Consider the following 20653-nt stretch of genomic DNA (forward strand, 5'->3'; position numbering starts at 1 on the left):
GCCGAGATCACGTGTCCGCTCAGCCAGTTGTGAGTGCTGCCGCCAGTGGGAACAGCACCTCGCGGCTGCGGGCTTTCGCATCAACGATCAGATCAGCGACAGCCTCGATCCCACCCAGGCGTCTGCCACACCGCCAGCGTTGCGGGCTACAGGATCGATGGGCATGTTCCAGCTGCGTCGGTTCAGCGACTGCTCGCCGAACGCCCTGATATCCAAGGCGTGGCGGTGCCGGGGATGCCGATCGGTTCTCCCGGGATGGAGATGGAAGGGATCGACCCCGACCCCTTTGTGGTGATGGCCATCGCCCACGACGGCACCACAAAGGTGGTGGAGCGGTACTGAAGAGGCAGGCTTTCCCAGACCTTCACTGGCCAATGGTTCACAGTCAAACCCCCCCAGGTCTCGTTGGTTAAGAGACCTGGGGGGGTAGCGATCAGCCTTGGGCTGATCTGGGGAGGCCGTCGTCCCTAGGCGGGACAGGCGGCCTAACGCGCTCGTTTGTGCATCACGACCTTGCGAATTTCAGTGTTGCCATACGGTTGTTCAACCTCCAGCAAGTGGACTGAAAGAAAAGGGTCGAAGCGACTGGCTGTGGCGCCTGGGGCCAGGTTCCTAGGTGGGAGGGTGATTGACTCCGTGGGGCACCTGGAACGGTGCAGATGGAGTGTCGATCGGCGTGGCGAACATCTTTGCCTACCGAAGGACGATCCCTCTCTGATGGGTGAAAACTGTTGGAGCAGGAGCCAGAAAGTCAGCGAGCTTCTTGTCTGGGCTCGGGTGGAGTGTCGGCCGTCATGGGTGCCTCCGATCTCGATGTACACAGTGTTGGTGTTCCAGGCGACAAAGGCAATCAGTGCATTCACGCATTGCCGTTTGGCCGAAGCCGATCAAAAGTGAAAGCGGCGTGCTTGATGCCAGTGGAAACAGCTGGGTGCTGCAGGCCTCTCCCTCAGTTGAGGGATGTGCATTCCGCTGCCTTTTGCCTCAATGAAGGCACTGCATGATTCGGACGCATGTCCCCTGCCTACGACCTCATCCTGGAGTCGAACGGTCGGCTCATCACCCACACCGTGGAGGTGGCTGATGCCCTGGAGGCCTGGCGGCTGGCCCGTGCGCGTTATCCCGCTCGCATCCGCGGGGTGGTGTGGCGGGATCCGCAGCAGGTGCATCTGGACCATCCGCGCTAACAATCGGGTGTCCGTCTGCAATCCATGGAGCTTCGGCTTGACTCCCGTGTCAATCAAGAGGCGATTGCCCAAGCCTCTGAGCTGTTGAAGGATCGACGCATTGTTGTGGTGTTTGGCGATCGCCTCTCGCTGATTTCCTTTGTGCTCGTCGATGCGATTACGTCGAGCCTGGTGGGTGCGGCCACCACAGAAGAAGAGGGGTTTGAGCTGGTGCTGCGTACCCAGCCGGATCTGCTGATCTGCAGCTCGGATCTCGAATCCGGCTATGGCATCAACCTGTTGCGTCGGGTGAAGGCGGAGCTTCCAACCTGTCAGTTGCTGATCGTGCTGGTGCGCGAAACCCAGACGGTGGTGCAGGAAGCGATGGAAGCCTTTGCAGACGGTGTGGTCTTCAAATCCAGCCTGGGCACTGGCCGCGGTGATCTGATCAGTGCCCTGCGCACCCTCGCCGAGGGCGGTGTCTACTTCCCGGAGCAGATCCGTCGCATTGCCGCCTCCACTCCGCAACCCGATCTGCCGCCCTTGGTGGAGGAACTGAGCCCGCGTGAACTGGAGGTGGCCGCCGGGGTGGCGCGCGGTCTCAAGAACAATGCCATCGCCAGCCTGCTCGGCCTTTCAGTGGAAACAGTGAAGAGCCATGTGGGTAACGCCATGGACAAGCTCGGTGCTCGCGACCGCACCCAGATGGCGGTGATGGCGCTGCTGTATGGCTTGATTGATCCCCTGCAGTGAGCAGGCTTCAGCTGCAGCGCTTGAAGATCACGATGCTGCGGGTCGGGCCTTGTTTCGGCCAGTTGGGCATCACCCGCCATGGGGTGCGCACCGTGAGCTGGTCACCGTCAATCGAGAAGAAGCGCATCTGCTCGGTGCCCACCCATTCCGGCTTCCAAGCCACATCCACCGCAGTGATCCAGCGGTCGTCCTCCAGCCTGTAGGTGCCGGAGTAGGCCACCAAGCTGCGCAGCAGAGCCGCGTCGCCCTCGATGTCTGTTGTTGGTTTGCGACCTTCAGCGGTGAGCGTGAACGACACCCGTCCAGCCGGGGTGAAGAGCGCGTAACCCGTTGGGTGGTCACCCATCGGCCTGAAGGTGTTGCCGCTGCTTTTCTCCTCCACCAAGTAGCTCACCAGTTGCCAGGCGCCATGGATGCAAGAAGCTTCAAGGGCAATCAGTGATTGCACAGGCGTTGCGTTCACAATCGATTGATGGATTAAGCGGAAGTTACCAATGGTCACTTCAGCGTCTCAGCGGCGCGAGGCGCTGAATGAGCAGATCGACATCCTTTTGTGAATGGTTGGTATCAACCACAACCGAGGTATTCCGTTCAGTCGGCTCGCTCGCAGTGCTCGTCGTCGCAGCGCACTGTGCAGCTTGGGGCCTCCTTTCCGTAGCTCTTCGGTTCGCGCATGGTCCAGTACTCATCAACCAGGCCCATCAGGTACGAACCGAGCCTTTGAAGCAGGGAGCGCTGTTTCATGATTTCAAAATGCCATTGCCTTTGGCCTGCTGTCATCAGGCGTTGTGGAAAGAGCAATAAAAAAGCCCTGCCTGAGCAGGGCTAAAGCACCGCTAGTGGCGGCATTCACTCATTTGGCCAACTTGAGACCGCGGTACATCAGAACCACAGGCTGCTGCCTGGTAGCTGCAGTGTGGTTCGGCACGTACTTCTGGCCGCGATAGGTAAGCGTCATGATGGTTCCTCGAAGCAAGCTCAGGTCCCCGTTCCATGGCCTGAGTCGAACTGCGCCTCACCAGGAGTGAGGTGAACGTGTTCTAGTAGCGGTTGCTACAGACCCTTCATAGCGAAGCTGTCAACTGCCGTGTCGTTCACGCGGATACACAGTGATCGATTGGGAGCTGATCAATTGGCTTCCGGACGTGGGCATGGCATCAGGGGCAGGCAATCACCAATTGGATTGATCCATTCCTCAAATTCACTTCGGATGGCCTCGGCATCTGAAACGCGCTCTCTGCTGGCGAGCAGCTTGCTGCGTTGCTTGCTGTAGTCAACAGCGGAGCCGATCAGTTCAATGGCTTGTTCGCTGGTCATGGCTGAACACGTTGTTCGGTCCATCGTTGGCAGCCCCGCGCAGGTTGGCCGTGCCAACGGCAACAAACTGATGTGTTTTTGTGCATTTGCCCATCCACGCTGATGGGTTTGTCTCGGAAGATTTTCTGTACTTGGCTCGCCAAGAGCCATTGGGTCCGCGAGCCTGAGAGAAGGAATCTTCGCTGATCAGATTCCGCTGCATCCATAGCTCGATGATGAAACTCAACCTTGCCCATTCCCATCCGATGGGAACCCTGATTGTTGAAGGTGTGCATCAACCGTTCCATGCTCTGGCCTGTGCCTTGAGCCCGGCCTCAATACGGATCCAACCCAAAGTTGGAGCATTGCATTCTTGGATTGATCAACAACACATGCATCAGCCTGACGCTTAAAACATTGCCATCGCTTTAATTTTACTCAGTTTGGTTTTTTCTAACCCCTCGAGATCATCGTAATTGATCAAGTTTTGTTTGATCATGTCAGCGAGTGTGAATAATATGTTTGCCGTGTCGAATTCAGACCGACCTTCGTATTGAAAGCGTTCGCTGCTGAGAAAATCGTGAAATTTCCAGATTGACTCTGGTGTATCGAGTAGTGCGCTCTGTTCTCTGAGAATCACAATCAGAGCTTCAATGGAGCGTTGCTTGCCTGTTTCAAAGGCATGCTTGGCAACGGATTGTTCCTGGTGTGTCCAGTCAGCTGCTGACATGGTTTTGAGAAGGTGAGGGGTCGGGACAGAGGTGCTGAACCAGGTTCAGAATTGGTTATAGACAGTGCGCACTTCTGGAAGCTGATGCCAGGGCACTGCTGGGTAACTGTGATGTTCGCGATGATAGCCAAAGTGGTAACACGCCGCGAACGACAGTATGGGGTGAAGATCGAGGCTGATTGGTTGATGGAAATCATCAGTCTCAGGGGCACTTTTGCGATGGGGTAAAAATGTCCCCACCACAAATAGTTGCCAGGAGCTGATGATTAAAGGAAGCACATAGATCAACGCAAGCGTGAGCAGTGGCTGATCCTGATTGGCGGGAATCATCAACAGCAAAACCCCCATCCAGGACGCCAGCTTGAGCAGCTGCATCGGATTCAGATAGCGACTGAGAAAGCGGGCATACCAGGCCACTGGTGAAGGATCCGCCGCGTTGCAGTAATCGGGATCAGTCTTGGATCCTGGCGAATGATGGTGCTGAATGTGATGGTTCAGGCACTCCTGAAAGCTCAGGCCGGCGTAGGCCCAGAGGCAGCCCTGGCCGATGAACCGATTGAAGAGTTTTCGGTGAGGAATGAGGCTGCCATGCATGGCGTCATGAGCCACGATGAACAGCCCTGTGTGCAGAAAGCTTCTCAGCAGAACAAGCCCTGCAATCAGCAGAGGGTGGGCCTGCTGAATGGGAAGCCTGAGGCCAGCCGTGAGGGTGACCAGCCAGGCGGACCCGATTAAGCCCGCCAGTTGCAACCCTCGCCAGTGGTCGTTGCGAATCGGATCACTTGCCACCAAGCTTCAGCAGCTCGGCGGGAGAGGCCAGCAGGTCGATCGCCACAAAGTAGATCTTGTTGTTGTCATCGAGCAGGAAGCGCCAGGCCACGTTCATGCCCACTTCCCGGCCGAACCAAGGCGTCTGCACCTTTCCGGTGACCTTGATCTGGGTGAATCCGCTATCGGCAGGCTCTCCGAATCCTCCCTGGGGGATCAGCTTGAGGTTCTGGCAATCGCGCTTGAAGAACTTGAGGATGGCGTCCCGACCCACGATCGGACGCTGAAATGGTGGCTGAAGAGCCCCGTCATCGAGGAAGAGATCGATGAGCTGGTCGAAGTCATTGGCATTGAGCAGCTGCATGTAGCTGAGGATCGTCTGATTCAGCACACCCGGAATGAAGATCTCCTCACGCTGATCCTCCGGGGTCGGCGCCACGATCGGCTCAGCCACCACCTTGCTGTCGTCCACGTCGGGGTCATACCCCATGTCCACCACGAAATTGCGCAGCAGGGTGATCTGCTGCCCCTGCTCCACCTTCTTCACGGCTTCCAGCACGGAGGTGGCGTTGGCTGACAGCTTGTAGCCCTGGGGGATCGGGGCCACCTTGCCCTGACGCATGAATTCACCCAGCTCATACCAGAAGCAGAGCTTCACGTTCACTGACCAGAAGGCGTAACGGCTGGAGACCGGGCTGTTGACCTTGGCCGCCAGGTCGCACATCACCTTGGTCTGCTCGTCGAAGCTCATTGCCACGATTTCATCGAGGGTGGGCTTCGCCAGGGCCATACGGGCAGCTCCCGGGGCTGCCACGGTGATGGTCTGCCCCATTTCCAGATAGGCAAACCAGATCAGGGCCAGTTGGTCTTCAGGGCTGAGCAGCTTGAACCGCGCGGTGATGGCCGGCACGGCATCGGCAGTCATGGTCTCCGGGAAAATCTGACGAGCTTTGTCGAGCGTGAACATCCGGAGTGATCGAGGATGCCAAAAACTGTAACACTATGTTTCGGATTTAAGCGATTTTGATCGGATGCTCGCGGTTCCCATTTGTTCGTGGTATCAATTTCGCCCTTAATGGGTGCTGGTCGGTGCCGCCGGCAGGATGTGGGTCACGAGGTCGGCGTTCACCCAGCGCACCACGCCGGAGTCGATATCAGCGATCTGGAAGAGGGTGAAGACCTGAGGGTCCCTTGCTCCGCCGTTGCAGTGCAGGACCAGTCCCATCCACCAGTCCTGGTCGTTGGGTTCGCCGAGCAGGGGGTCGTGCCGGACGATCACGGTCATCCCTGGCTGAAGGTCGAGAAAGACCGGACGGGCGGCCATGGTTTTAGTACTGATGTATTGATGCTAAGGGCGGTGTCTGGCCAGGCCAAGTCCCCGGGTTTTTCGCTTCAAGGCACCTGGCTGAAGATGCTTCGTAGTGTGAGTTGTGATGAATGGCGATCATGAACCCCAAGCAGCTCGGTGCCATCAGGCGTGCGGTGATCTATGCCGTTGTTGGCTATGGCGGGTTGGCAGTGATTAACAACAGCGGTCTGGCTCCTGATCGGATGTGGACTATCTACCTACCTCTGTTCGTGGGTGTGTATTTCTTTGCGCGCTGGGCTGATTCCAAGATCGAAGCCTTCAATCAGCAGCGGCAGGAGAAAGAGTCCAAGTCATGAACAAATGTGTCTGGCTCGCGCATTGGAGTGCTTAAAGATACATTCTGGATTTGGGAAATGTAAAAAGGTGGGCCTTAAAAGGTCCGCCTTTTTTATCGCCCCAAGATTTCAAGATCATCTTGCAATCGTTGGAATCCTTGGCATCGAGCTGCAGCGGCTGAAGAAAGCGCTGCTGTTTCAATGGTCGCCAACAGCAAGGCCGCCTTTTCCCGGGAGAAAAGACGGCCTCGGTTGCGACAATGGGGAAGCGTCTGGCTTAAGGGCGCCTGGGGCCTGAAGTCCAGAGGTAAGGCTTTTGAAGCTCCGGGGCACCTGTGGCTGCTTGATGCAGCCGAAGCGATGCGTTGGAGTGTCGGTCGACGTGGCGTACCAATAATTGCCTGCCGAGGGACGAAGCCTCACGGATGGGTGGAAACTGTTGGAGCAGGGGCCGGTTGGGTCAGGCTGCTTCAGGTTTGGGCTGGGGTGGAGTGTCGGCTGTCATCAGCGCCTCCGATCTCAATGACCACACTGTCGTCGGCCTGAACCGCTGAGACAATCCGTGTTAAGGCGCATTGTTGCTCTGGTTAAAAAAGACGAGAGTGCCAGTGATGTGCCTGCCGTGATGTGGCGGACTGCGAACGCGATCAGGGCGTCATGGTGTTGTGCATCAAGCCGATCATGAATGCAGATCGTTGGTTGTCTTGAGTGCCCATGGGGAGGAGCTCGTCGCTCTGCTGCTGCTGGCGTCGGCCACGGCATCCTGCGGCGGTCTCCTGTTGCTTCAACTGGGGCTGATGCGTGGCTTTGCCCGCGCTCCTGTGCTGCGGTCGGACGCGTCCGCCAGTCCTGAGGACACCGCGTTGACGGTGGTGATCCCGGCCTACAACGAGGCCGCCAACATCGGCCCCTGCCTCCAGCACGTGCTCGAGAGTGAGCCTCCCTGTGCTGACTGGCAGGTGTTGGTTGTGGATGATGCTTCCACCGATGCAACCACGGAGCTGGCGACCCAAGTGCTGGCGAACGCCGTGCTGGCTGAGCGCGGGCATGCTCAGATCCGCGGTGAGGTGTTGCAGGCAGGCTCTCGGCCGGAGGGTGAGTGCTGGGTCGGCAAGAACTGGGCCTGCTCCAAGGGAATGGAGGGGGTTGTGTCGGGGTGGGTGGTGTTCATCGATGCGGACGTGCGGCTGAAGCCCGATGCCCTGCGTCGTGCTCTCGCCCAGGCGATCGATGAGGGCGCTGATCTGTTCAGCCTTGCTCCGCGCCTGAGCTGTGCCTGCCTGGCGGAATGGATGGTGCAGCCGATCATGGCCAGCCTTCTCGGCCTGGGCTTTCCCATTGAAGACGCCAACGATCCCACCTCATCGGTGGCGTTTGCAGCAGGCCCATTCATGATGTTTCGTCGTACGGCCTATGAAGCCATCGGTGGACATCGCGCCCTTGCCGCCGAAGTGGTGGAAGATCTGGCTTTGGCCCGGCGCATCAAAAACCAAGGCATGCGGCTGCGCTACGTGCTGGGACTTGATGCGGTGGATCTACGCATGTATCCAGATCTTGCTTCCCTCTGGGAAGGGTGGACCAAAAACTGGTGTCTCGGCCTGGATCGTGACGTCCTGAAGGCGCTGGCGGCAGCGGCCGTGGTGGTGTTGATGTTCAGTGTCCCCTGGATGTTGCTTGTGGCATCACCGGCACTGTTCCTGGGATTCCCAACGCTGTTTCTCTGGTGGGAAAGCAGTTTCGCTTTGGGGATCCTGGCGATTGTTCAGCAATTTCTGTTGAGGCTCTACATCAGCAGAACGTTCAGAATCCCCACAACCCTCTGGTGGTTGATGGGAGCCGGTGGGCTGCTGGTGGGAGCGATCGGACCGGTCTCGGTCTGGCGAACTCTGACCGGTCGGGGATGGACCTGGAAAGGACGTCAGCTCAGGCCGAGCACGCCGAAGGTGATCTGACTGAGGATGCCGTGGCCGGTGAGGGCTTCGGTGAGAACGCCGATCACGAAACCGAGCATGGCCACGCGGCCGTTGAGCAGTTCAGCGCGCACCATGCGCTCACCTTGGATCTGGGCGGCAGCAGCGTCCTGGAACCAGGCATCTCTGTTGGAAGAAGTGGAATCCATGGTCAAGTGTCGATTAACAGAACGTTACGACTCTTTGTTAAGGAATGCAACGCTCCTGGCTCAAGGCCAGGCCTGGCTCAAGGGCAGCAGATCTCCCTTGGTGTCGTAGCGACGCACCATCTGCCGCACTGTTCCATCAGGAAGGGTCCAGCGCAGCCCGCAGGCGGTGGCGTCGCCCGCCTGGCGATCGCGCTGGTCCAGAAGCAGTTCAACGCCCTCTTCGGGTTCCCAGATCAGCAGGTCCTCCGCGCTGTGCGCGGGGCACTGAAGTGGCTCCGTTGGTGCCTCGGGTTTCCTGGTGCCTTCGATTTCTACGACATACACCACCTGCTCCAATCCGCTCACTCCATGACGCACCACGATCCTTCTGCGCGCTTGCTGGTGCACCACGCAGAGTTCCGCCACCCAGTTCCAGGGCGTGATGCTGGCCGGGCCAAGAGACCAACCACCGTTGGGGCTCACTTGCATGGTGGGTGGCAGGGTTTGAAAGGTCATCGACCGCTGCTGGCCGGTGTGCTCGTAGGAGAGACAGGTCTGAATCAGCCCGTCGGACTCCTTCACCGACAGTGATGTGGGGAAGCGAGCCTGCTCATGGCCATCGCCGTTGAGACGGATGAAGCACCCCGCCCAACGGCCGATGTTGTGCTGCAGCAACGCTGCCCGTTGGTCGTGCATGGCGGCTGGGGAGGAGCTGAGCACGTTCAGGTTGGCGCGCCGTCAGGGACGATGGAGTCTCAAGCCCCTGCTCGGAGCCATGGCCCCCTCACCTGTGCAGGCGTTTCTGGCCCATCTCAGCCGTGACCCTCGCCTGCAGGCGCAGGTTCAGGCCTCCGTCACCGCTGACGAGGTGGCTCTACTGGCCCAGCAGCTCGGCTATGCAGTGTCCGGGAGTGATCTGCTGCTGCTCTCAGGCCGCAGCGTTGATGGTGTGCGGGTAACCCGCGTGGATCACCCGGGGGAATACCCCGGGCGTTACTACTGAAGCCGGCTCAGCTCACGTGCAGGGCCAGGAAGGCATCGTCGAGGGCGGTCATCTCGGCCTCGTCGTCCTGAAAGCAGCTTCCGTAGAGCAGGTTGAGGATGCGACCTACCTCCATGTCGCGATCGGCGACCTCCTGCCAGAGGCGCTGGCTCAGCACGGCGTCGGCCAGAACGAACTGCGCCTGCACGAGCTCGCGTGTGATGGCGAAGTAGCTCTGACGGTCATTGCGCAGGCGGCACTCGGCGGTCGGCTGGGCAGTCGTTAACTGATCCTGTTGCGTGCGAAGACGGGCCGTCTTGGTTGAGGACTGGTTCATACTGCGCTCCTAGGACCTTCCCTTCAGTGTTGTGCCCTGTATCAAAAGGCACAATCAGCGTTCATACCCATGCCTGCAAGTGAGCTCATTCACGAACTGAACGGCAAGCCCATCAGGATTTCCGTTCCCAGCGATCGCCTCGTGGTGGATCGGGTGGCCAGGCACATGCAGCGACGGCTTGCCGAGAACGATTGGCGTCCCTATGGCTCGCAAGCCGACGCTCTCCAGGCCTGGGCGCGCCTGGGTGGCATCCGCGTGGATGTGCTCCGTGCCCTGGATCTGCTGTGAGCAGCCCCGTTGACCGTTTTGATTCCGTCGATCTCGACCGAATCATTGAAATGGCCTGGGAAGACCGCACCACCTTTGAGGCCATTCAGGCTCAGTTCGGCATCAGCGAACCGGAGGTAATCGCCATCATGCGCCATGCGCTCAAACCCTCCTCTTTCCGGATGTGGCGCAAGCGCGTGAGCGGACGTCGAACGAAGCACGGGATGACCAGTCGGTCGTCTCGCTTCCGCGCCAGCGGCCACCATTAGTGGCAGGCTGAAACGGACGCCCACCTCACCATGAAGCAGTTGCCGGGCCGTCGCCGGCCGAAGTGGATCCAACAACTGGCTGCAACGGCCGTCGCTGTTGTGGCCACGATCTGGTTGATCACCCTGCTTCCCGTGCTGCTGTTTGTCGGCCTGATCGCGGGGTTGCTGCTGATCCCCGTGCTCAGGAAGCTGAGGCTCGAGATGGAGCAGCTGGAGCGCCAGCAGCGAGGAGAGCCACCGCTCCCCAGAGATGTCACGCCCTGGCACCGCAGGGTCTGGAATCAATGGCGTGCCCGCTGAACCGAGTTCAGCACGAAAGCAGAGCGCGTTTTCCCCATCGCTCATGGAGTTCACCCTTGCGCAGCATCGCTGCGTTCGAGGCATCTGGCTTCAGGATGGCGTCCAAGGCGGAGGCCCGCCCTGTCGTTTCGGATTTCCGCGCTGAGCAGGCCAGTGCCGTTGCGAGTAGAGCGAAGGAGCCTGTTTCGCTCTACTCGCAAAGAGGAAGGCCGCCCCTCCCGATGGAAAGACGGCCTAGGTCGCTCGTTCATGCATCGTTCAACCCTTGAATGAACAGGGGTTGAGAGGCCCGCCCACCTACGACAGGAATGGGGTGGTCTCTCTTATTCCTCGCTTCCGACACCACCTGTCCTTTGATTCCCGTAGAGGGCAGAGGTCAAGTCGTAGTGCCATTTCTGGCGAGGGTCGAAGCGTCTGGCGTGGCGGCACCTGGGGCCATTTAGTCCAGGGGTGTGGCTGATGAAGCTCCGGGGCACCTGTGGCGGTGCAAGTTGGAGTGTCGATTGGTGTGGCGCTCAGTTGATGCCTACCAAAGGACCAGCCTCACTGATGTGTGGAAACTGTTGGAGCAGGGGCCAAAAAGTCAGGTTGCTTCTGCTGTTTGCTCAGGTGGAGTGTTGTCCGTCATGGGCTCCTCCGATCTCGATGGACATACTTTCCACCCGTCAGTAGTTAATGGCTATCCGAGTTAACGCTCATTGCCCTCCAGGGCGAATTGGTTGAGTGTGGGAATGGCGTGCCGCCCGGTTGGACCTGGGAGTTCCAGGCCAGTGGCCACACGATTCCCCCATCCGCTCCTGATGTGGTTTCAGCCGCTGGCTGGTTGTCGTGTTCTGAATCAAGTGCCCCCCATCACGGCGATGCCGGTTGGGAATAATTCATTGGTCTTTGATCGTGCTGAAGGGAGATGGTTAAAGCACTTGCTGCATTAATAGATGTCCGCCGATGAGTGATTCTTTTTGAAAAGATAAATACTTATCTAGGTGATGCCTTGGAAGTCATTGTAGGTGAATCTTGTTAGAGCATCATCTCTTTTTGAATCGAAGAAAATGCGCTTGAAAAGCATTCAATTTTTTCTCCTTCCTTGGCCTTAATCCAGTCGTTGATGGCTTTGATGTATAAATCTTCTGTCTCTTTGTACCATGATCTGCGCGTGATAAAGGCGTGTATGGCTGGGCTGATTGCGACAACATTTTCGGGGTGGTAGGTGAGCTCTGGATAGTCTTTCCGAGGGAGTAGGTGGTGAAGGTCGGTGGGGATAGAGTTTGTGAGAAAACATCTTGTCAATTCCCTGCCAGGATTCTCTTGGCGATATCGCCATGTGTTCCAGCGATTCTCTTGAGCATCATCTGAATTCAGGCCGATATCAACAGCAAACTTATCGGCTAATGCTTGAAGCCATTGGCTTATTCCTCCGCGTTTTTTTGTGGCGGCAAGCGTCCAGCCATAGGTGCGCAGGTCTTCGTTGGTGATAAATCCTTTGTCGTCGCATCTGCAGTAGAACTCTTCTTTAGCTTCGTCGATCGATGCTTGATCGCTTTCGTTGGGCAATTGTTTCAAGTGCCTCAAGTAGATGACTTCGAGTATTGCAAGCAGTTCGGAATTGTCGATCTCAGTGATTGAGCTTTGAAAAAAACATTCCTGGCAGTAGCCCCTTTTCTTCGCAGTATTTTTTTCCTGGGAAGACATGAAGGCACATGAATGAGATGGCCGTGTATCCTTTATTGCTCCATTGTTTGTAGTTGCCGGGCAAGAGCTCTAGGTGCCTTTTGGTTAGGTAATTGCGCATGAACTCTGATGCTTTCATTTGTAAAAGTTTTTTCGCTGCATCCTGTTTGCTTAGCAAGATTTGTTGTTCTTCTTCTATTGAATATTTGAACATTGCTCCCAGCACGTCGGACGCTTGCTTTGGATGCATTTCAAGAGATGGGGTCCAATAATCTCTATTAAGAACCTTTTTAACTCTGTCTTTTTTTAGCCAGTTGTCTAAATCGTATCTCTCGAGTCCCGGATACTTTTCTTTGATAAGCCTGAAGGGCGCCCATTTGTTTCTGATGAGGAACGCTTTCCAGTCTTCCTCCATGTCAAGAAGTCCTGTCGGTGGTAGGTGTCCCTGGACGCTAGGTCTTGGCGAGTCAAGGCTGATGGCCTTTTCGATGACTGCCGCTGATTAGAGAGTTAGCTAGTGGGCTTCCTTAGAGGATTTTCAATATGACATTTAGCTTGTTTGCCCTCGCCAGACTGGGTTCATGGCGAAGAAGGCAACAGCACCAGCGGTTCAAGCCGGGCCAGAGATACGGGAGCCGACGCAGACGCAGGCCTTGATGCTCGTTTGCTGATGTCCTTTTTGTGATCAGTGCCAGGGGGACCGGCAAGAGCTGAGGCATTGTTCTGGTGGTAGCCAGGGACGCCGCTCATTTCCAGGACAAATACAGCTGCCTGATCACCAGAACGACCTTCCAAGGCTTGACCGAACTACAGGGGTTGCTCTGGCGGTATTTGTCGGTGGTGTTTCCGGGAACGAGCTACTCCGGGGCCGACATGACCTTCAGGCTGGGCGGCAAGGGGATGGCCTATGGCAAGGTCGAATTGGCTTACACCGGCGCCGGCCTGGGTGAACAGGTGAAGGCTTTGGCCAGGCTGCAGGGTCGATCGTTTATCTGCGCCATCCACGATGAGGTTGGCAACCACTTCGATGCGGCGTTGATCGACAGTGCTGCTGCAACTTTGCGTGGTCCCGCCTGTGTACCGTCCCTGACGATCCTTTTGGCTAACCCTGGTGGGCCGTTCCATCCTGATCTGCAGGCCAATTATGGGATCCCTGCTGGTTATCTAAAACCCGGACGGGCCAGTCGGCTCTTTTCAGAGGATCTAGGGAAGCACTGCATCTTTGCCACGTTCACGGCGGCATCGAACCAGCACATCGACCTGAATCAGTACATCCGCAACATCAAGGTTGCTTGTGCTGATGATCCGGCACTGTTGGATGCTTGGCCCCACGGCCGGCTGGACGTTGACATCGCCGGGGCCTTCTTTGCCGGGGCCTTCTTTGGCTCAAGTTTCAGCGTGCGCCGGAGCCTTCGAGATATGAGGCTTGGAGGGATTGATCCTGCTGACCTGCGTCGGGCCTTTGTCTGCATGGACTGGGGATACTCTGCGCCAACGGTGGCCTACCTGTGTTGCTGGATGAGTTCTACGTGGCTGCTTCTACCGCTGGTGGTCAACGCGATTGGACCTCAGTGATGCCAGTGGTGGCAGAGTTGAACGGCGCATGCAGCAGTGCCATGGATGCCACGGACCCCCTCGACCAGGCCAAAGCCATCGCAGATGCGATCGAACAGATCGCCAAGCAGCTCACACCCGCTGTGATCCGCGCAGCGCGCAACGATGGCGGGGGGCGGAACGACCTCGACCGGATCGAATATGCCCTCGGCACCATCGGCAAGGCTTTGATCCTCACCGATTACACGATTGATGAGGAGAAAGATATGGACAAGCTGAAGGCGTTCCGGGAATCCCAGCGGACCTGAGGAGTGCAGCGGGTGTAGACCGGAACCACACGAGGACACTCCTCGACGTTCATCACAGTGTCGAGCTCTGAGCACCGCATGCCACTGATCAATCTGCGCACGTCCCTTGCTTCCGTTGACGATGCGGATGGGTTGCTTCAGCAGCTGTCGTCGTTGCTGGCGGAGCAGACAGGCAAGCCCGAGGCCTATGTGATGACGTTGCTGGAAACCGGTGTGCCGATGACCTTCGCCGGCAGCCCCGAACCCTGCGCCTATGTGGAGGTGAAGTCGATCGGCGCCCTACGCCCCCCAGCCATGACCGCGGCCTTCTGCGATCTGATCAGTGCTCGAACCGGGGTTCCAGCCAACAGGATTTACATCGGCTTTGAGGATGTGCCAGCAAGCTGCTGGGGCTGGAACGGATCCACGTTCGGTTGATTCCTTCAGTTCCCTTGAGGAACGAGGTCGATCACCACGGCGGTGGCTGTCGTTCCACTGGTGTTGCGCCAGCCGTGCAGAACACCGCTTGATTCAAAGACAGCGTCCCCAGCCTGTCGCTCGATCGCACGAACCCCAGCACCGTCTTGCCTGTATTCCACCAGTGTGCCGCTGAGGATGTAAGCAACCCCGGGCCTCTGCTCGTGTTCATGCCAGGCCACCGATCCACCGGGCAGGATCGTGATGCGCCTGGTCCGTAGTTCCCGTCCTTGCAGCGCACTGAATTCCCGTTCGAGGTCGAGAGCTCCGAGTGGTTCCACGCGAATCTGGCGGGTTTCTGCTGGAGCACCTCCAACCGGTGGACGCAGCTCCTCGCTGGGGGTGACGGGATGGGCAATGGATCCAGTGGCCCATCCCGCCAGCAGGAGGAGCAGAGCACCTTGCCTGCGCATCCGGAATCAACGCTGGCCGAACAGCTCATCCCAGCTGATGAGCTGAGATGACTGGTTCCGTTGGCCCTCGTTGGAGGGACTGAAGTGGGAGGGCTGACTGGTCGATGGACTAAGGGAACTCTGATGATTTGACAATGCAAAGTGTTGTCGTCCCTGACTGGCAGGACTCTTCATGATGGTTTCTCCGTTGAGGTATCTGGATCGCGCTGAACGTTTGTTTCAGGCTCTCTCGGCGTGCAGGTGACATCTGTCAGACCTGCTTCACACGTACATGTTGCCACAAACAAGGGCTCATGTCGTGTTCAGGCCATACTTTGTGCCCCTCGTAGAAGCCCCATGGCAGTTCTGGGACAGCAGGCCATTCTTCAGGCGATCGAGGCCGGCGTGATCACGATCTCTCCCTTCGATCCTGAGCTGGTGGGGCCGGCGTCCGTGGATCTCACCCTGGCCGGAAGCTTCCGGGTGTTCCGCAAGGTGCATGAGGTGATCGCCGTCTGCGAAAACACCGACTACCGGGAGTTCACCGACAAGGTGGAGGTGCCAGACGGGGAGCACATCCTGATCATGCCCGGTGAAACGATTCTGGGAATCACCCGGGAGCGTCTCAGGCTTGGTCCGGGGTTGTGCGGTTGGTTGGAGGGACGCAGTCGATTCGCCCGTCTGGGGCTGATGGTCCACATCAGTGCTCCGTTCATGGGGCCAGGCATCGACAGTCAGCAGGTGCTGGAGATGAGCAATTTCGGGCCGGCCCCCCTGGCCGTGGTTCCTGGTACAGCCATCTGCCAATTCATCTTTCAGGAGCTCGATGGCGAGGAGCACTACGCAGGCCGTTTTGCCGGCCAGACCCAGCAGAGCTTCTGATCGCGTGTTGATTCAGTCGCCGATCATGCGCCGTCGCACCATGGCGTCCCACAGACGGGTTGGGATGAAGTGCTGAATCAGCGCTGATTCCGACGAGCTGCCGCAGCGGTAGCGCGGGCTTGGATCAGCCTCTGTGAGAGCTCGCTCGATGCAGGCGGCCACCACGTCGGGATCGGACCCTTGTCGGAAGCCTTCGGCCCAGGCCGTGGCGACGTTCTGCATCATCCTTCCCCAGACCGGATCATCGCCACCAGCCGCAAGTGAAGGCTGGCTGACGGCTTCAAAACCCGTGCGGATCAAGCCGGGTTCGATCACCACCACCTTCACGCCGAAGCTCTGCAGCTCCATGCGCAGCGCATCGCTCAAGGCTTCAACAGCGAACTTGCTGGCGCCATACCAGCCAGCTCCCGGTGTCACAAAACGACCGGCGATGGATGAGATGTTCACGATCCGGCCTTGACCGCGGCTGCGCATCGCTGGCAGCAGCGCTTGGGTCAGGCCCATGAGCCCGAACACATTCACCTCAAACATTGCCCGTGCCGCATCAAGCGGCATGGTTTCCAACGGTCCAACGTCGCCGTATCCGGCATTGTTCACAAGGGCATCAAGGCCGCCGCCGTGCTCCGCAACCGCGTCACTGAGCGCTTGTCGGGAATCGGAATCCGTGATGTCGAGAGCATGCACAACGGCTCCCCGCCCGCGCAGGTCCTCCATGGCATCGACCCGTCGCGCTGCTGCATGAACGGTCCAGCCCCTCTTCAGCAGCTGCAGGGCCGTGATCCGGCCGATGCCGCTAGAGGCACCGGTGATCAGAACGGTTCGAGTGGTTGGCATGCGTCAGCCCACCCCGCAGGCGATGCGGGCGCCACCGCCTCCCAATGGTGGGATGTCGCTGTACGTGTCACCACCGGCATGCACCACCAGCGCCCGTCCACGCAGATCGGAGGTGCTCAGTCGGGGGGCTACCACCGTGGTTGTGGTGTTGCCATCGGCATTCACCACAAGCTTGCTGAGGTCACCGCGGTGACCGTTCCCGAACGGTCCGAGATGGGTGTTGGTTTCGTCGGGGTCCCAGTGACCCTTGGCGGCAAGACCCGCCACCATCTCACCCTCGCCATTCATGGCGGCGTCGCAGGAGTCGCCGGCATGCAGGTGAAACCCGTGTTCACCCTCGCTTAATCCTTGGAGTGTTGGCGTGATCACCAGCCCCTGGTCGCTGTCATGGGCCTGCACGCTGCCGATGGGAGCCCCAACCCCCTCAGCACTGATGGAGTGAACCGTCACCTCCAGCGAACCGGCCGAGGCCTGGCCTGGCATGAACAACAACAGGATCAACGCGATCAGGGGCACCAAGCGCGGCATGGAGGATGTCCAGGGGGGCTCATTGTCATGCAAATGGCGCTGCCGCTGTGTTGGCAGCGGTACCGCTTTGAAGTCAGCGGCTAGGGCAGAGCAGGTATGGATGGGGAGAGATGTCATGGGATGGCGACGGCGTAACGATCTTCGTCTCCGGTCTTGTGGTGGTTCTGCTGATCAGCCACGCTGAAGATGACCCATCAGGTCGCACCATGAAACGCTGGCTTCTTCAAGTCGCCTTCCGTGTCGGCATGCCGCTGGCGCTCTGGCCGATGAAACTGCTCGATAACCCTCGGTCGAAAGCACTGCGTTGAACACACCGGTGTTCCGAATCAACCACCGCTGCATCAATTGCGGCACCTGCTGGCAATTTGATTCGGATCACTTCGCTCCCGAGGGAGAGAGGGCGTGCGTGCATGCCCAGCCAGATGGGCAGGAGGCCACAGAGCAGGCTCTTCTGGCTTTGCAGGCTTGCCCTGTGGCAGCGATCGAAACCAATCGCAGCTTGCGTTCGACCACTCCGGTTGATGGTTTCCCTGCTCTGATCAAGGAGCACCCCCAGGGCAAGATTTATTACTGCGGCTGGGCCTCGCGGCGCAGTTTCGGAGCCTGCAGTTGGTTGATCACCCGGCCCTCCGGCAACGTCATGGTGGATGTTCCGCGATGGAGTGCGCCTCTGGCCCGCCGGATCAAGGCCCTGGGTGGGTTGCGCTCCATCGTGCTGACCCATCGCGACGATGTGGCGGATCATGAGCGTTGGGCACGGACCTTTTGCTGTGACCGTTGGATACATGCGGCTGATGCTGATGCGGCCCCGCAGGCAGAACAGCTGATCAATGGCGGTGATGCCGTGCCGATCGCCGAAGGCCTTCAGCTGATCCCTACGCCAGGGCATACCCAAGGATCGCTCTGCGCATTGCTAGGGGGGGAACGCGCTGTGCTGTTCAGTGGCGATCACCTCTGGTGGAACCCCGAGCATGCGGCGGTGGTGGCCTCAGAGCGGTATTGCTGGTGGGATTTTGCTACCCAGCTGCAGTCTGTAGAGCGGCTGCTGGATCTTGATGTGGCCTTGCTGCTGCCTGGGCATGGCCGGCGCCATGCCTTTGCTCCGGGAGCCTGGCGCACCGCTCTTGAACAGACTCTCAACTGGAGCCGGCGCCATCATGAGCCCTGATCAGGATGAATCGATGCAGGCAGTGTTCAACGGCACGGTGATTGCCGAGAGCGACGACATCGTGATGGTGGATGGCAATCCCTATTTCCCTCGGGCGTCGATGAACGCCGACTGTTTTCGGGACTCCAGTCACACCACGGTGTGCGGCTGGAAAGGAACCGCCCGCTATTGGGATGTGGTGGTCGGTGATCAGGTGATCACGAATGCGGTGTGGAGTTACGAGTCACCGAAGCCCCAGGCGGAACAGATCCGCGAGCGTTTCGCGTTTTATCGCGGCAAGGGTGTGGAGCTGAGCTGAGTATTCAGCGTTTTCGCTGGCGGCGGTTCGCCTTGCGTGTGCCCCCGTACTGATAACCGGGTTGGGTCTCAATCCGCGACCAGCACTGAGGGCAGATCAAGGTCCATGTTTTGATCATGCTGCTGCGCACGCGGTAATGCACCGTTCCAATGCTCTGGCACAGGGCGCAGGGGATCATCTGGTCGTTGGGTTGGATCTCGCTGACCTCAGAGGTGTCGTTGGGTTGTGGCATCAACGGCATGGCTACCTTGCAGAAGCATGCATCGACCCATGAGCAAGGCCACATAACTGCTGATGGCTGATCCTCTTCATGCGTGATTGCTGAAGAGTGCGCTCAAGTCCCAGGGAATCCCGACAGGATTCGTGAATGTGGACATCCAAACCCGATCAATACCAGAAACCCCAGGTCTGTGGAGGTCAGGGCTGGTTGATGAACCGGCAAGAGGGTCTTGTTGTGCGCTTTCAACAAGCCACGCCAACGTCCCAATCTGAATGGGTCTGGGTTGAAACGGGTCGTCTTGTTGCACCTGGCCAGGCCACGCCTGAGCATCGGAGACGGCTGTTGCTCGTCAATGCCATCAAGGCTTTCGAAACGATGCGTCTGACGGGATGGGAGCGCACCATCGCCCACTGGTGATTGGCTCAAAATTAAAAAATCCTGAAAAATAGCCCTGTTCTTGAATTTTGAGAACCTTTTTAGTCAAGTATTAATGCTTAATTCGCTCGAAAATCGTTCGTGTTGCTACACGGCTCTCTTGTGAATGGGTAAAAGTAGGGATGGAAGCGTTTCACTTCCAATGCGTCGAGCGGGCGAGCTGAGGGGCTTGCCCATTCCCTTCTCACCGCCTTTCCGCTCTGGTTGCGGACTTCCGCCAGGGATAGTGCCCGTGTCGCAGCAGAACCTCTCGGTGGTGACGGGCGATCCTCGCCGTCTCGTCGTCAGCCCATTCTTCAAGGAGCGGAATGGCGCTCTCGACGGTTTCGATGTCCTCGCTGTGCAGTAAAGGCATCAACCAGAACTGCCGCCGGGCACGTTCCGTTTCCCTCTGGACCCAACCCTGACGCAGCGCATCTCGGCTGAGAATGACTGCTCGAGCATCCCCAGCAAAAGCTCTTGACTCTCCACGCCAAACATGGCGGCTGAACTGATCGAGCAGCAAGACCAGCGCAAGCGCAGAAGCAGCGTCTTGCGTCCAGTCCGCCAGGTCTCCGGCTTGAGCCGAATAACAAAGATCGCCGAATCTCTCCCTGATGTTTTGGTCGAAGTGAGGGTTGTGCCTGAACCACTGCCAGGGGTGGCAGTCTTCGAACCAGAAGCGAAGAATCCCATCGGCCTCTTTGGCCGGTTCAGTCAGAACCACGAACCCGCTTCACCGCCAGGCCGGCTTCGCTGGCTGTGATCGCCGACAGCAGAACCAGGCCGACCAGCCCAATCAGCTGATTCTGGGGATCGGCGTCCGGCTCGGCGTTCAAGCCCAGTGCGGCGCCGGCAACAAACCAGGCGGTAGCCAGCGCCGACGTGATCCAGTAGGCCTTCCAGCGGCGTTGGTAGAGGTACCCCGCACCCAGGCCGGGAACCACGTTCAGCACAACTGCTACCCAACCAGCTGATGCCCCCAGGATCTGCTCCGGGCTGGGACCTGTTTTCGTTTCCTGTGATGTCATTGCTTGTTCCGGCTGGCGGCGTAGGCCACAGCCCCTCCGGCGACGAGGGTAAGCACACCGGTGCTTAGAAGGAACCCGGTCAGCATGATCAAACCAAGAAAGGAGCCCAGCAGCGACATTTTCACGCGCAGCAGTTTGGATTTGATCAGCAGCATCAGCAGCAGCATCACTGTGGCTTTAAGGCCAGCGATCTTCGCGGCGCTGATCGGGCAGAAAGGGCAGAAGGGAGGGAGCATCGACGGGCGGTGCGCAAAGGTGCGACCCTTTCACTCTGACGTGTTCACTCCTCC

37 protein-coding genes are annotated in these 20653 nt (G+C 58.5%); 17 read left to right on the forward strand and 20 right to left on the reverse strand.

The window, feature by feature from the left end; translation table 11 throughout:
• Positions 1–45 precede the first annotated feature (45 nt).
• The 3 genes from WH7805_RS01005 (at position 46) to WH7805_RS01015 (ending at position 1919) form a co-directional block, all read left to right on the forward strand.
• The gene (locus WH7805_RS01005) at positions 46–342 is read left to right on the forward strand and encodes a DUF411 domain-containing protein (protein WP_006041045.1); all 297 of its coding nucleotides are present in this window, start codon (positions 46–48) and stop codon (positions 340–342) included.
• Between the two features lie 671 nt (positions 343–1013).
• Positions 1014–1187: a hypothetical protein gene (locus WH7805_RS14640; RefSeq protein WP_006041047.1), complete on the forward strand. Its 174-nt coding sequence runs from the start codon at positions 1014–1016 to the stop codon at positions 1185–1187.
• A 24-nt stretch (positions 1188–1211) separates the two neighbouring features.
• A complete protein-coding gene (locus WH7805_RS01015; RefSeq protein WP_006041048.1) occupies positions 1212–1919 on the forward strand; it encodes a response regulator transcription factor in 708 nt (235 codons plus the stop codon).
• Positions 1920–1926: 7 nt separating this feature from the next.
• On the opposite strand, the gene WH7805_RS01020 is transcribed toward WH7805_RS01015, so the two are convergent.
• From WH7805_RS01020 to WH7805_RS01055, 8 genes are all read right to left on the reverse strand, one after another.
• Entirely contained in the window at positions 1927–2367 is a 441-nt protein-coding gene (locus tag WH7805_RS01020; RefSeq protein WP_050751999.1) for a lipocalin-like domain-containing protein, read from the reverse strand.
• Positions 2368–2510: 143 nt separating this feature from the next.
• Complete coding sequence (locus WH7805_RS14645; protein ID WP_006041050.1) at positions 2511–2663, reverse strand: hypothetical protein; 153 nt, start codon at positions 2661–2663, stop codon at positions 2511–2513.
• Positions 2664–2772: 109 nt separating this feature from the next.
• Positions 2773–2877, reverse strand: a complete 105-nt coding sequence (locus WH7805_RS15150; RefSeq protein ID WP_071933664.1) for a DUF4278 domain-containing protein — start codon at positions 2875–2877, stop codon at positions 2773–2775.
• A 170-nt stretch (positions 2878–3047) separates the two neighbouring features.
• A complete protein-coding gene (locus WH7805_RS01025) occupies positions 3048–3236 on the reverse strand; it encodes a hypothetical protein (RefSeq protein WP_006041051.1) in 189 nt (62 codons plus the stop codon).
• A 388-nt stretch (positions 3237–3624) separates the two neighbouring features.
• Positions 3625–3945: a hypothetical protein gene (locus WH7805_RS01040; protein ID WP_006041054.1), complete on the reverse strand. Its 321-nt coding sequence runs from the start codon at positions 3943–3945 to the stop codon at positions 3625–3627.
• A gap of 45 nt (positions 3946–3990) precedes the next feature.
• Positions 3991–4734 (reverse strand): fatty acid desaturase, encoded by a 744-nt coding sequence (locus WH7805_RS01045; protein WP_006041055.1) that lies wholly within the window; start codon positions 4732–4734, stop codon positions 3991–3993.
• Entirely contained in the window at positions 4724–5680 is a 957-nt protein-coding gene (locus WH7805_RS01050; RefSeq protein WP_006041056.1) for an orange carotenoid-binding protein, read from the reverse strand. Before WH7805_RS01050 ends, WH7805_RS01045 begins: the two co-directional genes overlap by 11 nt.
• Positions 5681–5785: 105 nt before the next feature.
• Complete coding sequence (locus WH7805_RS01055; RefSeq protein ID WP_006041057.1) at positions 5786–6037, reverse strand: DUF3104 domain-containing protein; 252 nt, start codon at positions 6035–6037, stop codon at positions 5786–5788.
• A gap of 122 nt (positions 6038–6159) precedes the next feature.
• Here WH7805_RS01055 and WH7805_RS01060 point away from each other — a divergent pair, with 122 nt between their 5' ends.
• Positions 6160–6378 carry a hypothetical protein gene (locus WH7805_RS01060; RefSeq protein WP_156783726.1) on the forward strand — a complete coding sequence of 73 codons (219 nt, stop codon included), beginning with the start codon at positions 6160–6162 and terminating at the stop codon, positions 6376–6378.
• Positions 6379–7022: 644 nt separating this feature from the next.
• Positions 7023–8309, forward strand: coding sequence for a glycosyltransferase family 2 protein (locus WH7805_RS01070; RefSeq protein ID WP_006041060.1), 1287 nt, complete (start codon positions 7023–7025; stop codon positions 8307–8309).
• On the opposite strand, the gene WH7805_RS01075 is transcribed toward WH7805_RS01070, so the two are convergent.
• Both WH7805_RS01075 and WH7805_RS01080 read right to left on the reverse strand, forming a co-directional pair.
• Positions 8276–8476 carry a chlorophyll a/b-binding protein gene (locus tag WH7805_RS01075; RefSeq protein WP_006041061.1) on the reverse strand — a complete coding sequence of 67 codons (201 nt, stop codon included), beginning with the start codon at positions 8474–8476 and terminating at the stop codon, positions 8276–8278. The two genes, WH7805_RS01070 and WH7805_RS01075, sit on opposite strands and share 34 nt — an antisense overlap.
• A gap of 60 nt (positions 8477–8536) precedes the next feature.
• A complete protein-coding gene (locus WH7805_RS01080) occupies positions 8537–9175 on the reverse strand; it encodes a DUF3598 family protein (RefSeq protein ID WP_232198914.1) in 639 nt (212 codons plus the stop codon).
• A gap of 7 nt (positions 9176–9182) precedes the next feature.
• Here WH7805_RS01080 and WH7805_RS01085 point away from each other — a divergent pair, with 7 nt between their 5' ends.
• The gene (locus WH7805_RS01085; protein WP_369775983.1) at positions 9183–9458 is read left to right on the forward strand and encodes a Nif11-like leader peptide family natural product precursor; all 276 of its coding nucleotides are present in this window, start codon (positions 9183–9185) and stop codon (positions 9456–9458) included.
• A 7-nt stretch (positions 9459–9465) separates the two neighbouring features.
• On the opposite strand, the gene WH7805_RS01090 is transcribed toward WH7805_RS01085, so the two are convergent.
• Entirely contained in the window at positions 9466–9774 is a 309-nt protein-coding gene (locus WH7805_RS01090) for a hypothetical protein (RefSeq protein WP_006041064.1), read from the reverse strand.
• A gap of 69 nt (positions 9775–9843) precedes the next feature.
• Here WH7805_RS01090 and WH7805_RS01095 point away from each other — a divergent pair, with 69 nt between their 5' ends.
• Genes WH7805_RS01095 through WH7805_RS01105 form a run of 3 tightly spaced genes read left to right on the forward strand, consistent with a single transcriptional unit; the run spans position 9844 to position 10610 of the window.
• Positions 9844–10062: a hypothetical protein gene (locus WH7805_RS01095; protein ID WP_006041065.1), complete on the forward strand. Its 219-nt coding sequence runs from the start codon at positions 9844–9846 to the stop codon at positions 10060–10062.
• On the forward strand, positions 10059–10310 hold the full coding sequence (locus WH7805_RS01100; protein ID WP_006041066.1) for a TIGR03643 family protein: 252 nt from the start codon (positions 10059–10061) through the stop codon (positions 10308–10310). The genes WH7805_RS01095 and WH7805_RS01100 overlap by 4 nt, the downstream gene beginning before the upstream one ends.
• A 30-nt stretch (positions 10311–10340) precedes the next feature.
• A complete protein-coding gene (locus tag WH7805_RS01105) occupies positions 10341–10610 on the forward strand; it encodes a hypothetical protein (protein WP_006041067.1) in 270 nt (89 codons plus the stop codon).
• Between the two features lie 1017 nt (positions 10611–11627).
• On the opposite strand, the gene WH7805_RS01110 is transcribed toward WH7805_RS01105, so the two are convergent.
• Both WH7805_RS01110 and WH7805_RS01115 read right to left on the reverse strand, forming a co-directional pair.
• Positions 11628–12299: a hypothetical protein gene (locus WH7805_RS01110; RefSeq protein ID WP_198005721.1), complete on the reverse strand. Its 672-nt coding sequence runs from the start codon at positions 12297–12299 to the stop codon at positions 11628–11630.
• On the reverse strand, positions 12223–12693 hold the full coding sequence (locus tag WH7805_RS01115; RefSeq protein WP_006041069.1) for a hypothetical protein: 471 nt from the start codon (positions 12691–12693) through the stop codon (positions 12223–12225). Before WH7805_RS01115 ends, WH7805_RS01110 begins: the two co-directional genes overlap by 77 nt.
• A 383-nt stretch (positions 12694–13076) precedes the next feature.
• Here WH7805_RS01115 and WH7805_RS01120 point away from each other — a divergent pair, with 383 nt between their 5' ends.
• The 3 genes from WH7805_RS01120 to WH7805_RS01130 all read left to right on the forward strand — a co-directional run bounded on the left by WH7805_RS01120 (position 13077) and on the right by WH7805_RS01130 (position 14557).
• Positions 13077–13853 carry a hypothetical protein gene (locus WH7805_RS01120; RefSeq protein WP_232198915.1) on the forward strand — a complete coding sequence of 259 codons (777 nt, stop codon included), beginning with the start codon at positions 13077–13079 and terminating at the stop codon, positions 13851–13853.
• Complete coding sequence (locus WH7805_RS01125) at positions 13853–14140, forward strand: hypothetical protein (protein ID WP_006041071.1); 288 nt, start codon at positions 13853–13855, stop codon at positions 14138–14140. Before WH7805_RS01120 ends, WH7805_RS01125 begins: the two co-directional genes overlap by 1 nt.
• 78 nt (positions 14141–14218) lie before the next feature.
• Positions 14219–14557, forward strand: a complete 339-nt coding sequence (locus WH7805_RS01130; protein WP_006041072.1) for a phenylpyruvate tautomerase MIF-related protein — start codon at positions 14219–14221, stop codon at positions 14555–14557.
• A 5-nt stretch (positions 14558–14562) separates the two neighbouring features.
• On the opposite strand, the gene WH7805_RS01135 is transcribed toward WH7805_RS01130, so the two are convergent.
• Positions 14563–15009 (reverse strand): cupin domain-containing protein, encoded by a 447-nt coding sequence (locus WH7805_RS01135; protein ID WP_006041073.1) that lies wholly within the window; start codon positions 15007–15009, stop codon positions 14563–14565.
• 336 nt (positions 15010–15345) lie between these two features.
• Between WH7805_RS01135 and dcd the strand changes: the two genes are divergently transcribed.
• Positions 15346–15870, forward strand: a complete 525-nt coding sequence (dcd, locus tag WH7805_RS01140) for a dCTP deaminase (protein ID WP_006041074.1) — start codon at positions 15346–15348, stop codon at positions 15868–15870.
• A gap of 12 nt (positions 15871–15882) precedes the next feature.
• On the opposite strand, the gene WH7805_RS01145 is transcribed toward dcd, so the two are convergent.
• The gene (locus WH7805_RS01145; RefSeq protein ID WP_006041075.1) at positions 15883–16704 is read right to left on the reverse strand and encodes an SDR family NAD(P)-dependent oxidoreductase; all 822 of its coding nucleotides are present in this window, start codon (positions 16702–16704) and stop codon (positions 15883–15885) included.
• A 3-nt stretch (positions 16705–16707) separates the two neighbouring features.
• Positions 16708–17232: a superoxide dismutase family protein gene (gene sodC / locus WH7805_RS01150; RefSeq protein WP_006041076.1), complete on the reverse strand. Its 525-nt coding sequence runs from the start codon at positions 17230–17232 to the stop codon at positions 16708–16710.
• A gap of 110 nt (positions 17233–17342) precedes the next feature.
• Between sodC and WH7805_RS01155 the strand changes: the two genes are divergently transcribed.
• From WH7805_RS01155 to WH7805_RS01165, 3 genes are read left to right on the forward strand one after another with little or no spacing between them, the layout of a single operon-like run.
• A complete protein-coding gene (locus WH7805_RS01155; RefSeq protein WP_006041077.1) occupies positions 17343–17540 on the forward strand; it encodes a hypothetical protein in 198 nt (65 codons plus the stop codon).
• A gap of 8 nt (positions 17541–17548) precedes the next feature.
• Positions 17549–18400, forward strand: coding sequence for an MBL fold metallo-hydrolase (locus WH7805_RS01160; RefSeq protein ID WP_006041078.1), 852 nt, complete (start codon positions 17549–17551; stop codon positions 18398–18400).
• Between the two features lie 13 nt (positions 18401–18413).
• The gene (locus WH7805_RS01165) at positions 18414–18698 is read left to right on the forward strand and encodes a DUF427 domain-containing protein (RefSeq protein WP_038004869.1); all 285 of its coding nucleotides are present in this window, start codon (positions 18414–18416) and stop codon (positions 18696–18698) included.
• A gap of 4 nt (positions 18699–18702) precedes the next feature.
• Here WH7805_RS01165 and WH7805_RS01170 read toward each other — a convergent pair whose 3' ends face one another.
• Complete coding sequence (locus WH7805_RS01170) at positions 18703–18939, reverse strand: hypothetical protein (RefSeq protein ID WP_006041080.1); 237 nt, start codon at positions 18937–18939, stop codon at positions 18703–18705.
• Positions 18940–19065: 126 nt separating this feature from the next.
• On the opposite strand from WH7805_RS01170, the gene WH7805_RS01175 reads away from it, so the two are divergent.
• Positions 19066–19335: a DUF1651 domain-containing protein gene (locus WH7805_RS01175; RefSeq protein WP_006041081.1), complete on the forward strand. Its 270-nt coding sequence runs from the start codon at positions 19066–19068 to the stop codon at positions 19333–19335.
• 202 nt (positions 19336–19537) lie between these two features.
• Here the strand turns inward: WH7805_RS01175 and WH7805_RS01180 are convergent, their stop codons facing one another.
• The 3 genes from WH7805_RS01180 to WH7805_RS01190 are packed head-to-tail and all read right to left on the reverse strand — an operon-like array spanning position 19538 to position 20599.
• A complete protein-coding gene (locus WH7805_RS01180; protein WP_006041082.1) occupies positions 19538–20059 on the reverse strand; it encodes a DUF924 family protein in 522 nt (173 codons plus the stop codon).
• Positions 20046–20363 (reverse strand): hypothetical protein, encoded by a 318-nt coding sequence (locus tag WH7805_RS01185; protein WP_006041083.1) that lies wholly within the window; start codon positions 20361–20363, stop codon positions 20046–20048. The genes WH7805_RS01180 and WH7805_RS01185 overlap by 14 nt, the downstream gene beginning before the upstream one ends.
• Positions 20360–20599, reverse strand: a complete 240-nt coding sequence (locus tag WH7805_RS01190; protein WP_006041084.1) for a hypothetical protein — start codon at positions 20597–20599, stop codon at positions 20360–20362. The genes WH7805_RS01185 and WH7805_RS01190 overlap by 4 nt, the downstream gene beginning before the upstream one ends.
• Between the last annotated feature and the right edge of the window lie 54 nt (positions 20600–20653).

Source organism: Synechococcus sp. WH 7805 (assembly GCF_000153285.1).
GTDB lineage: Bacteria > Cyanobacteriota > Cyanobacteriia > PCC-6307 > Cyanobiaceae > Synechococcus_C.

Coding starts and splice junctions, on each gene's coding strand:
- WH7805_RS01075 (WP_006041061.1), bottom strand. CDS start 8,476: ATGGATTCCACTTCTTCCAACAGAGATGCCTGGTTCCAGGACGCTGCT.
- WH7805_RS01095 (WP_006041065.1), top strand. CDS start 9,844: ATGCCTGCAAGTGAGCTCATTCACGAACTGAACGGCAAGCCCATCAGG.
- WH7805_RS01105 (WP_006041067.1), top strand. CDS start 10,341: ATGAAGCAGTTGCCGGGCCGTCGCCGGCCGAAGTGGATCCAACAACTG.
- WH7805_RS01135 (WP_006041073.1), bottom strand. CDS start 15,009: ATGCGCAGGCAAGGTGCTCTGCTCCTCCTGCTGGCGGGATGGGCCACT.
- dcd (WP_006041074.1), top strand. CDS start 15,346: ATGGCAGTTCTGGGACAGCAGGCCATTCTTCAGGCGATCGAGGCCGGC.
- WH7805_RS01155 (WP_006041077.1), top strand. CDS start 17,343: ATGTCATGGGATGGCGACGGCGTAACGATCTTCGTCTCCGGTCTTGTG.
- WH7805_RS01190 (WP_006041084.1), bottom strand. CDS start 20,599: ATGCTCCCTCCCTTCTGCCCTTTCTGCCCGATCAGCGCCGCGAAGATC.
- WH7805_RS01050 (WP_006041056.1), bottom strand. CDS start 5,680: ATGTTCACGCTCGACAAAGCTCGTCAGATTTTCCCGGAGACCATGACT.
- WH7805_RS01110 (WP_198005721.1), bottom strand. CDS start 12,299: ATGTCTTCCCAGGAAAAAAATACTGCGAAGAAAAGGGGCTACTGCCAG.
- WH7805_RS01145 (WP_006041075.1), bottom strand. CDS start 16,704: ATGCCAACCACTCGAACCGTTCTGATCACCGGTGCCTCTAGCGGCATC.
- WH7805_RS01165 (WP_038004869.1), top strand. CDS start 18,414: ATGCAGGCAGTGTTCAACGGCACGGTGATTGCCGAGAGCGACGACATC.
- WH7805_RS01115 (WP_006041069.1), bottom strand. CDS start 12,693: ATGGAGGAAGACTGGAAAGCGTTCCTCATCAGAAACAAATGGGCGCCC.
- WH7805_RS01015 (WP_006041048.1), top strand. CDS start 1,212: ATGGAGCTTCGGCTTGACTCCCGTGTCAATCAAGAGGCGATTGCCCAA.
- sodC (WP_006041076.1), bottom strand. CDS start 17,232: ATGCCGCGCTTGGTGCCCCTGATCGCGTTGATCCTGTTGTTGTTCATG.
- WH7805_RS01175 (WP_006041081.1), top strand. CDS start 19,066: ATGTGGACATCCAAACCCGATCAATACCAGAAACCCCAGGTCTGTGGA.
- WH7805_RS01125 (WP_006041071.1), top strand. CDS start 13,853: ATGCCAGTGGTGGCAGAGTTGAACGGCGCATGCAGCAGTGCCATGGAT.
- WH7805_RS01130 (WP_006041072.1), top strand. CDS start 14,219: ATGCCACTGATCAATCTGCGCACGTCCCTTGCTTCCGTTGACGATGCG.
- WH7805_RS01170 (WP_006041080.1), bottom strand. CDS start 18,939: ATGCCGTTGATGCCACAACCCAACGACACCTCTGAGGTCAGCGAGATC.
- WH7805_RS14640 (WP_006041047.1), top strand. CDS start 1,014: ATGTCCCCTGCCTACGACCTCATCCTGGAGTCGAACGGTCGGCTCATC.
- WH7805_RS01025 (WP_006041051.1), bottom strand. CDS start 3,236: ATGACCAGCGAACAAGCCATTGAACTGATCGGCTCCGCTGTTGACTAC.
- WH7805_RS01090 (WP_006041064.1), bottom strand. CDS start 9,774: ATGAACCAGTCCTCAACCAAGACGGCCCGTCTTCGCACGCAACAGGAT.
- WH7805_RS01040 (WP_006041054.1), bottom strand. CDS start 3,945: ATGTCAGCAGCTGACTGGACACACCAGGAACAATCCGTTGCCAAGCAT.
- WH7805_RS01060 (WP_156783726.1), top strand. CDS start 6,160: ATGAACCCCAAGCAGCTCGGTGCCATCAGGCGTGCGGTGATCTATGCC.
- WH7805_RS15150 (WP_071933664.1), bottom strand. CDS start 2,877: ATGACGCTTACCTATCGCGGCCAGAAGTACGTGCCGAACCACACTGCA.
- WH7805_RS14645 (WP_006041050.1), bottom strand. CDS start 2,663: ATGAAACAGCGCTCCCTGCTTCAAAGGCTCGGTTCGTACCTGATGGGC.
- WH7805_RS01185 (WP_006041083.1), bottom strand. CDS start 20,363: ATGACATCACAGGAAACGAAAACAGGTCCCAGCCCGGAGCAGATCCTG.
- WH7805_RS01055 (WP_006041057.1), bottom strand. CDS start 6,037: ATGGCCGCCCGTCCGGTCTTTCTCGACCTTCAGCCAGGGATGACCGTG.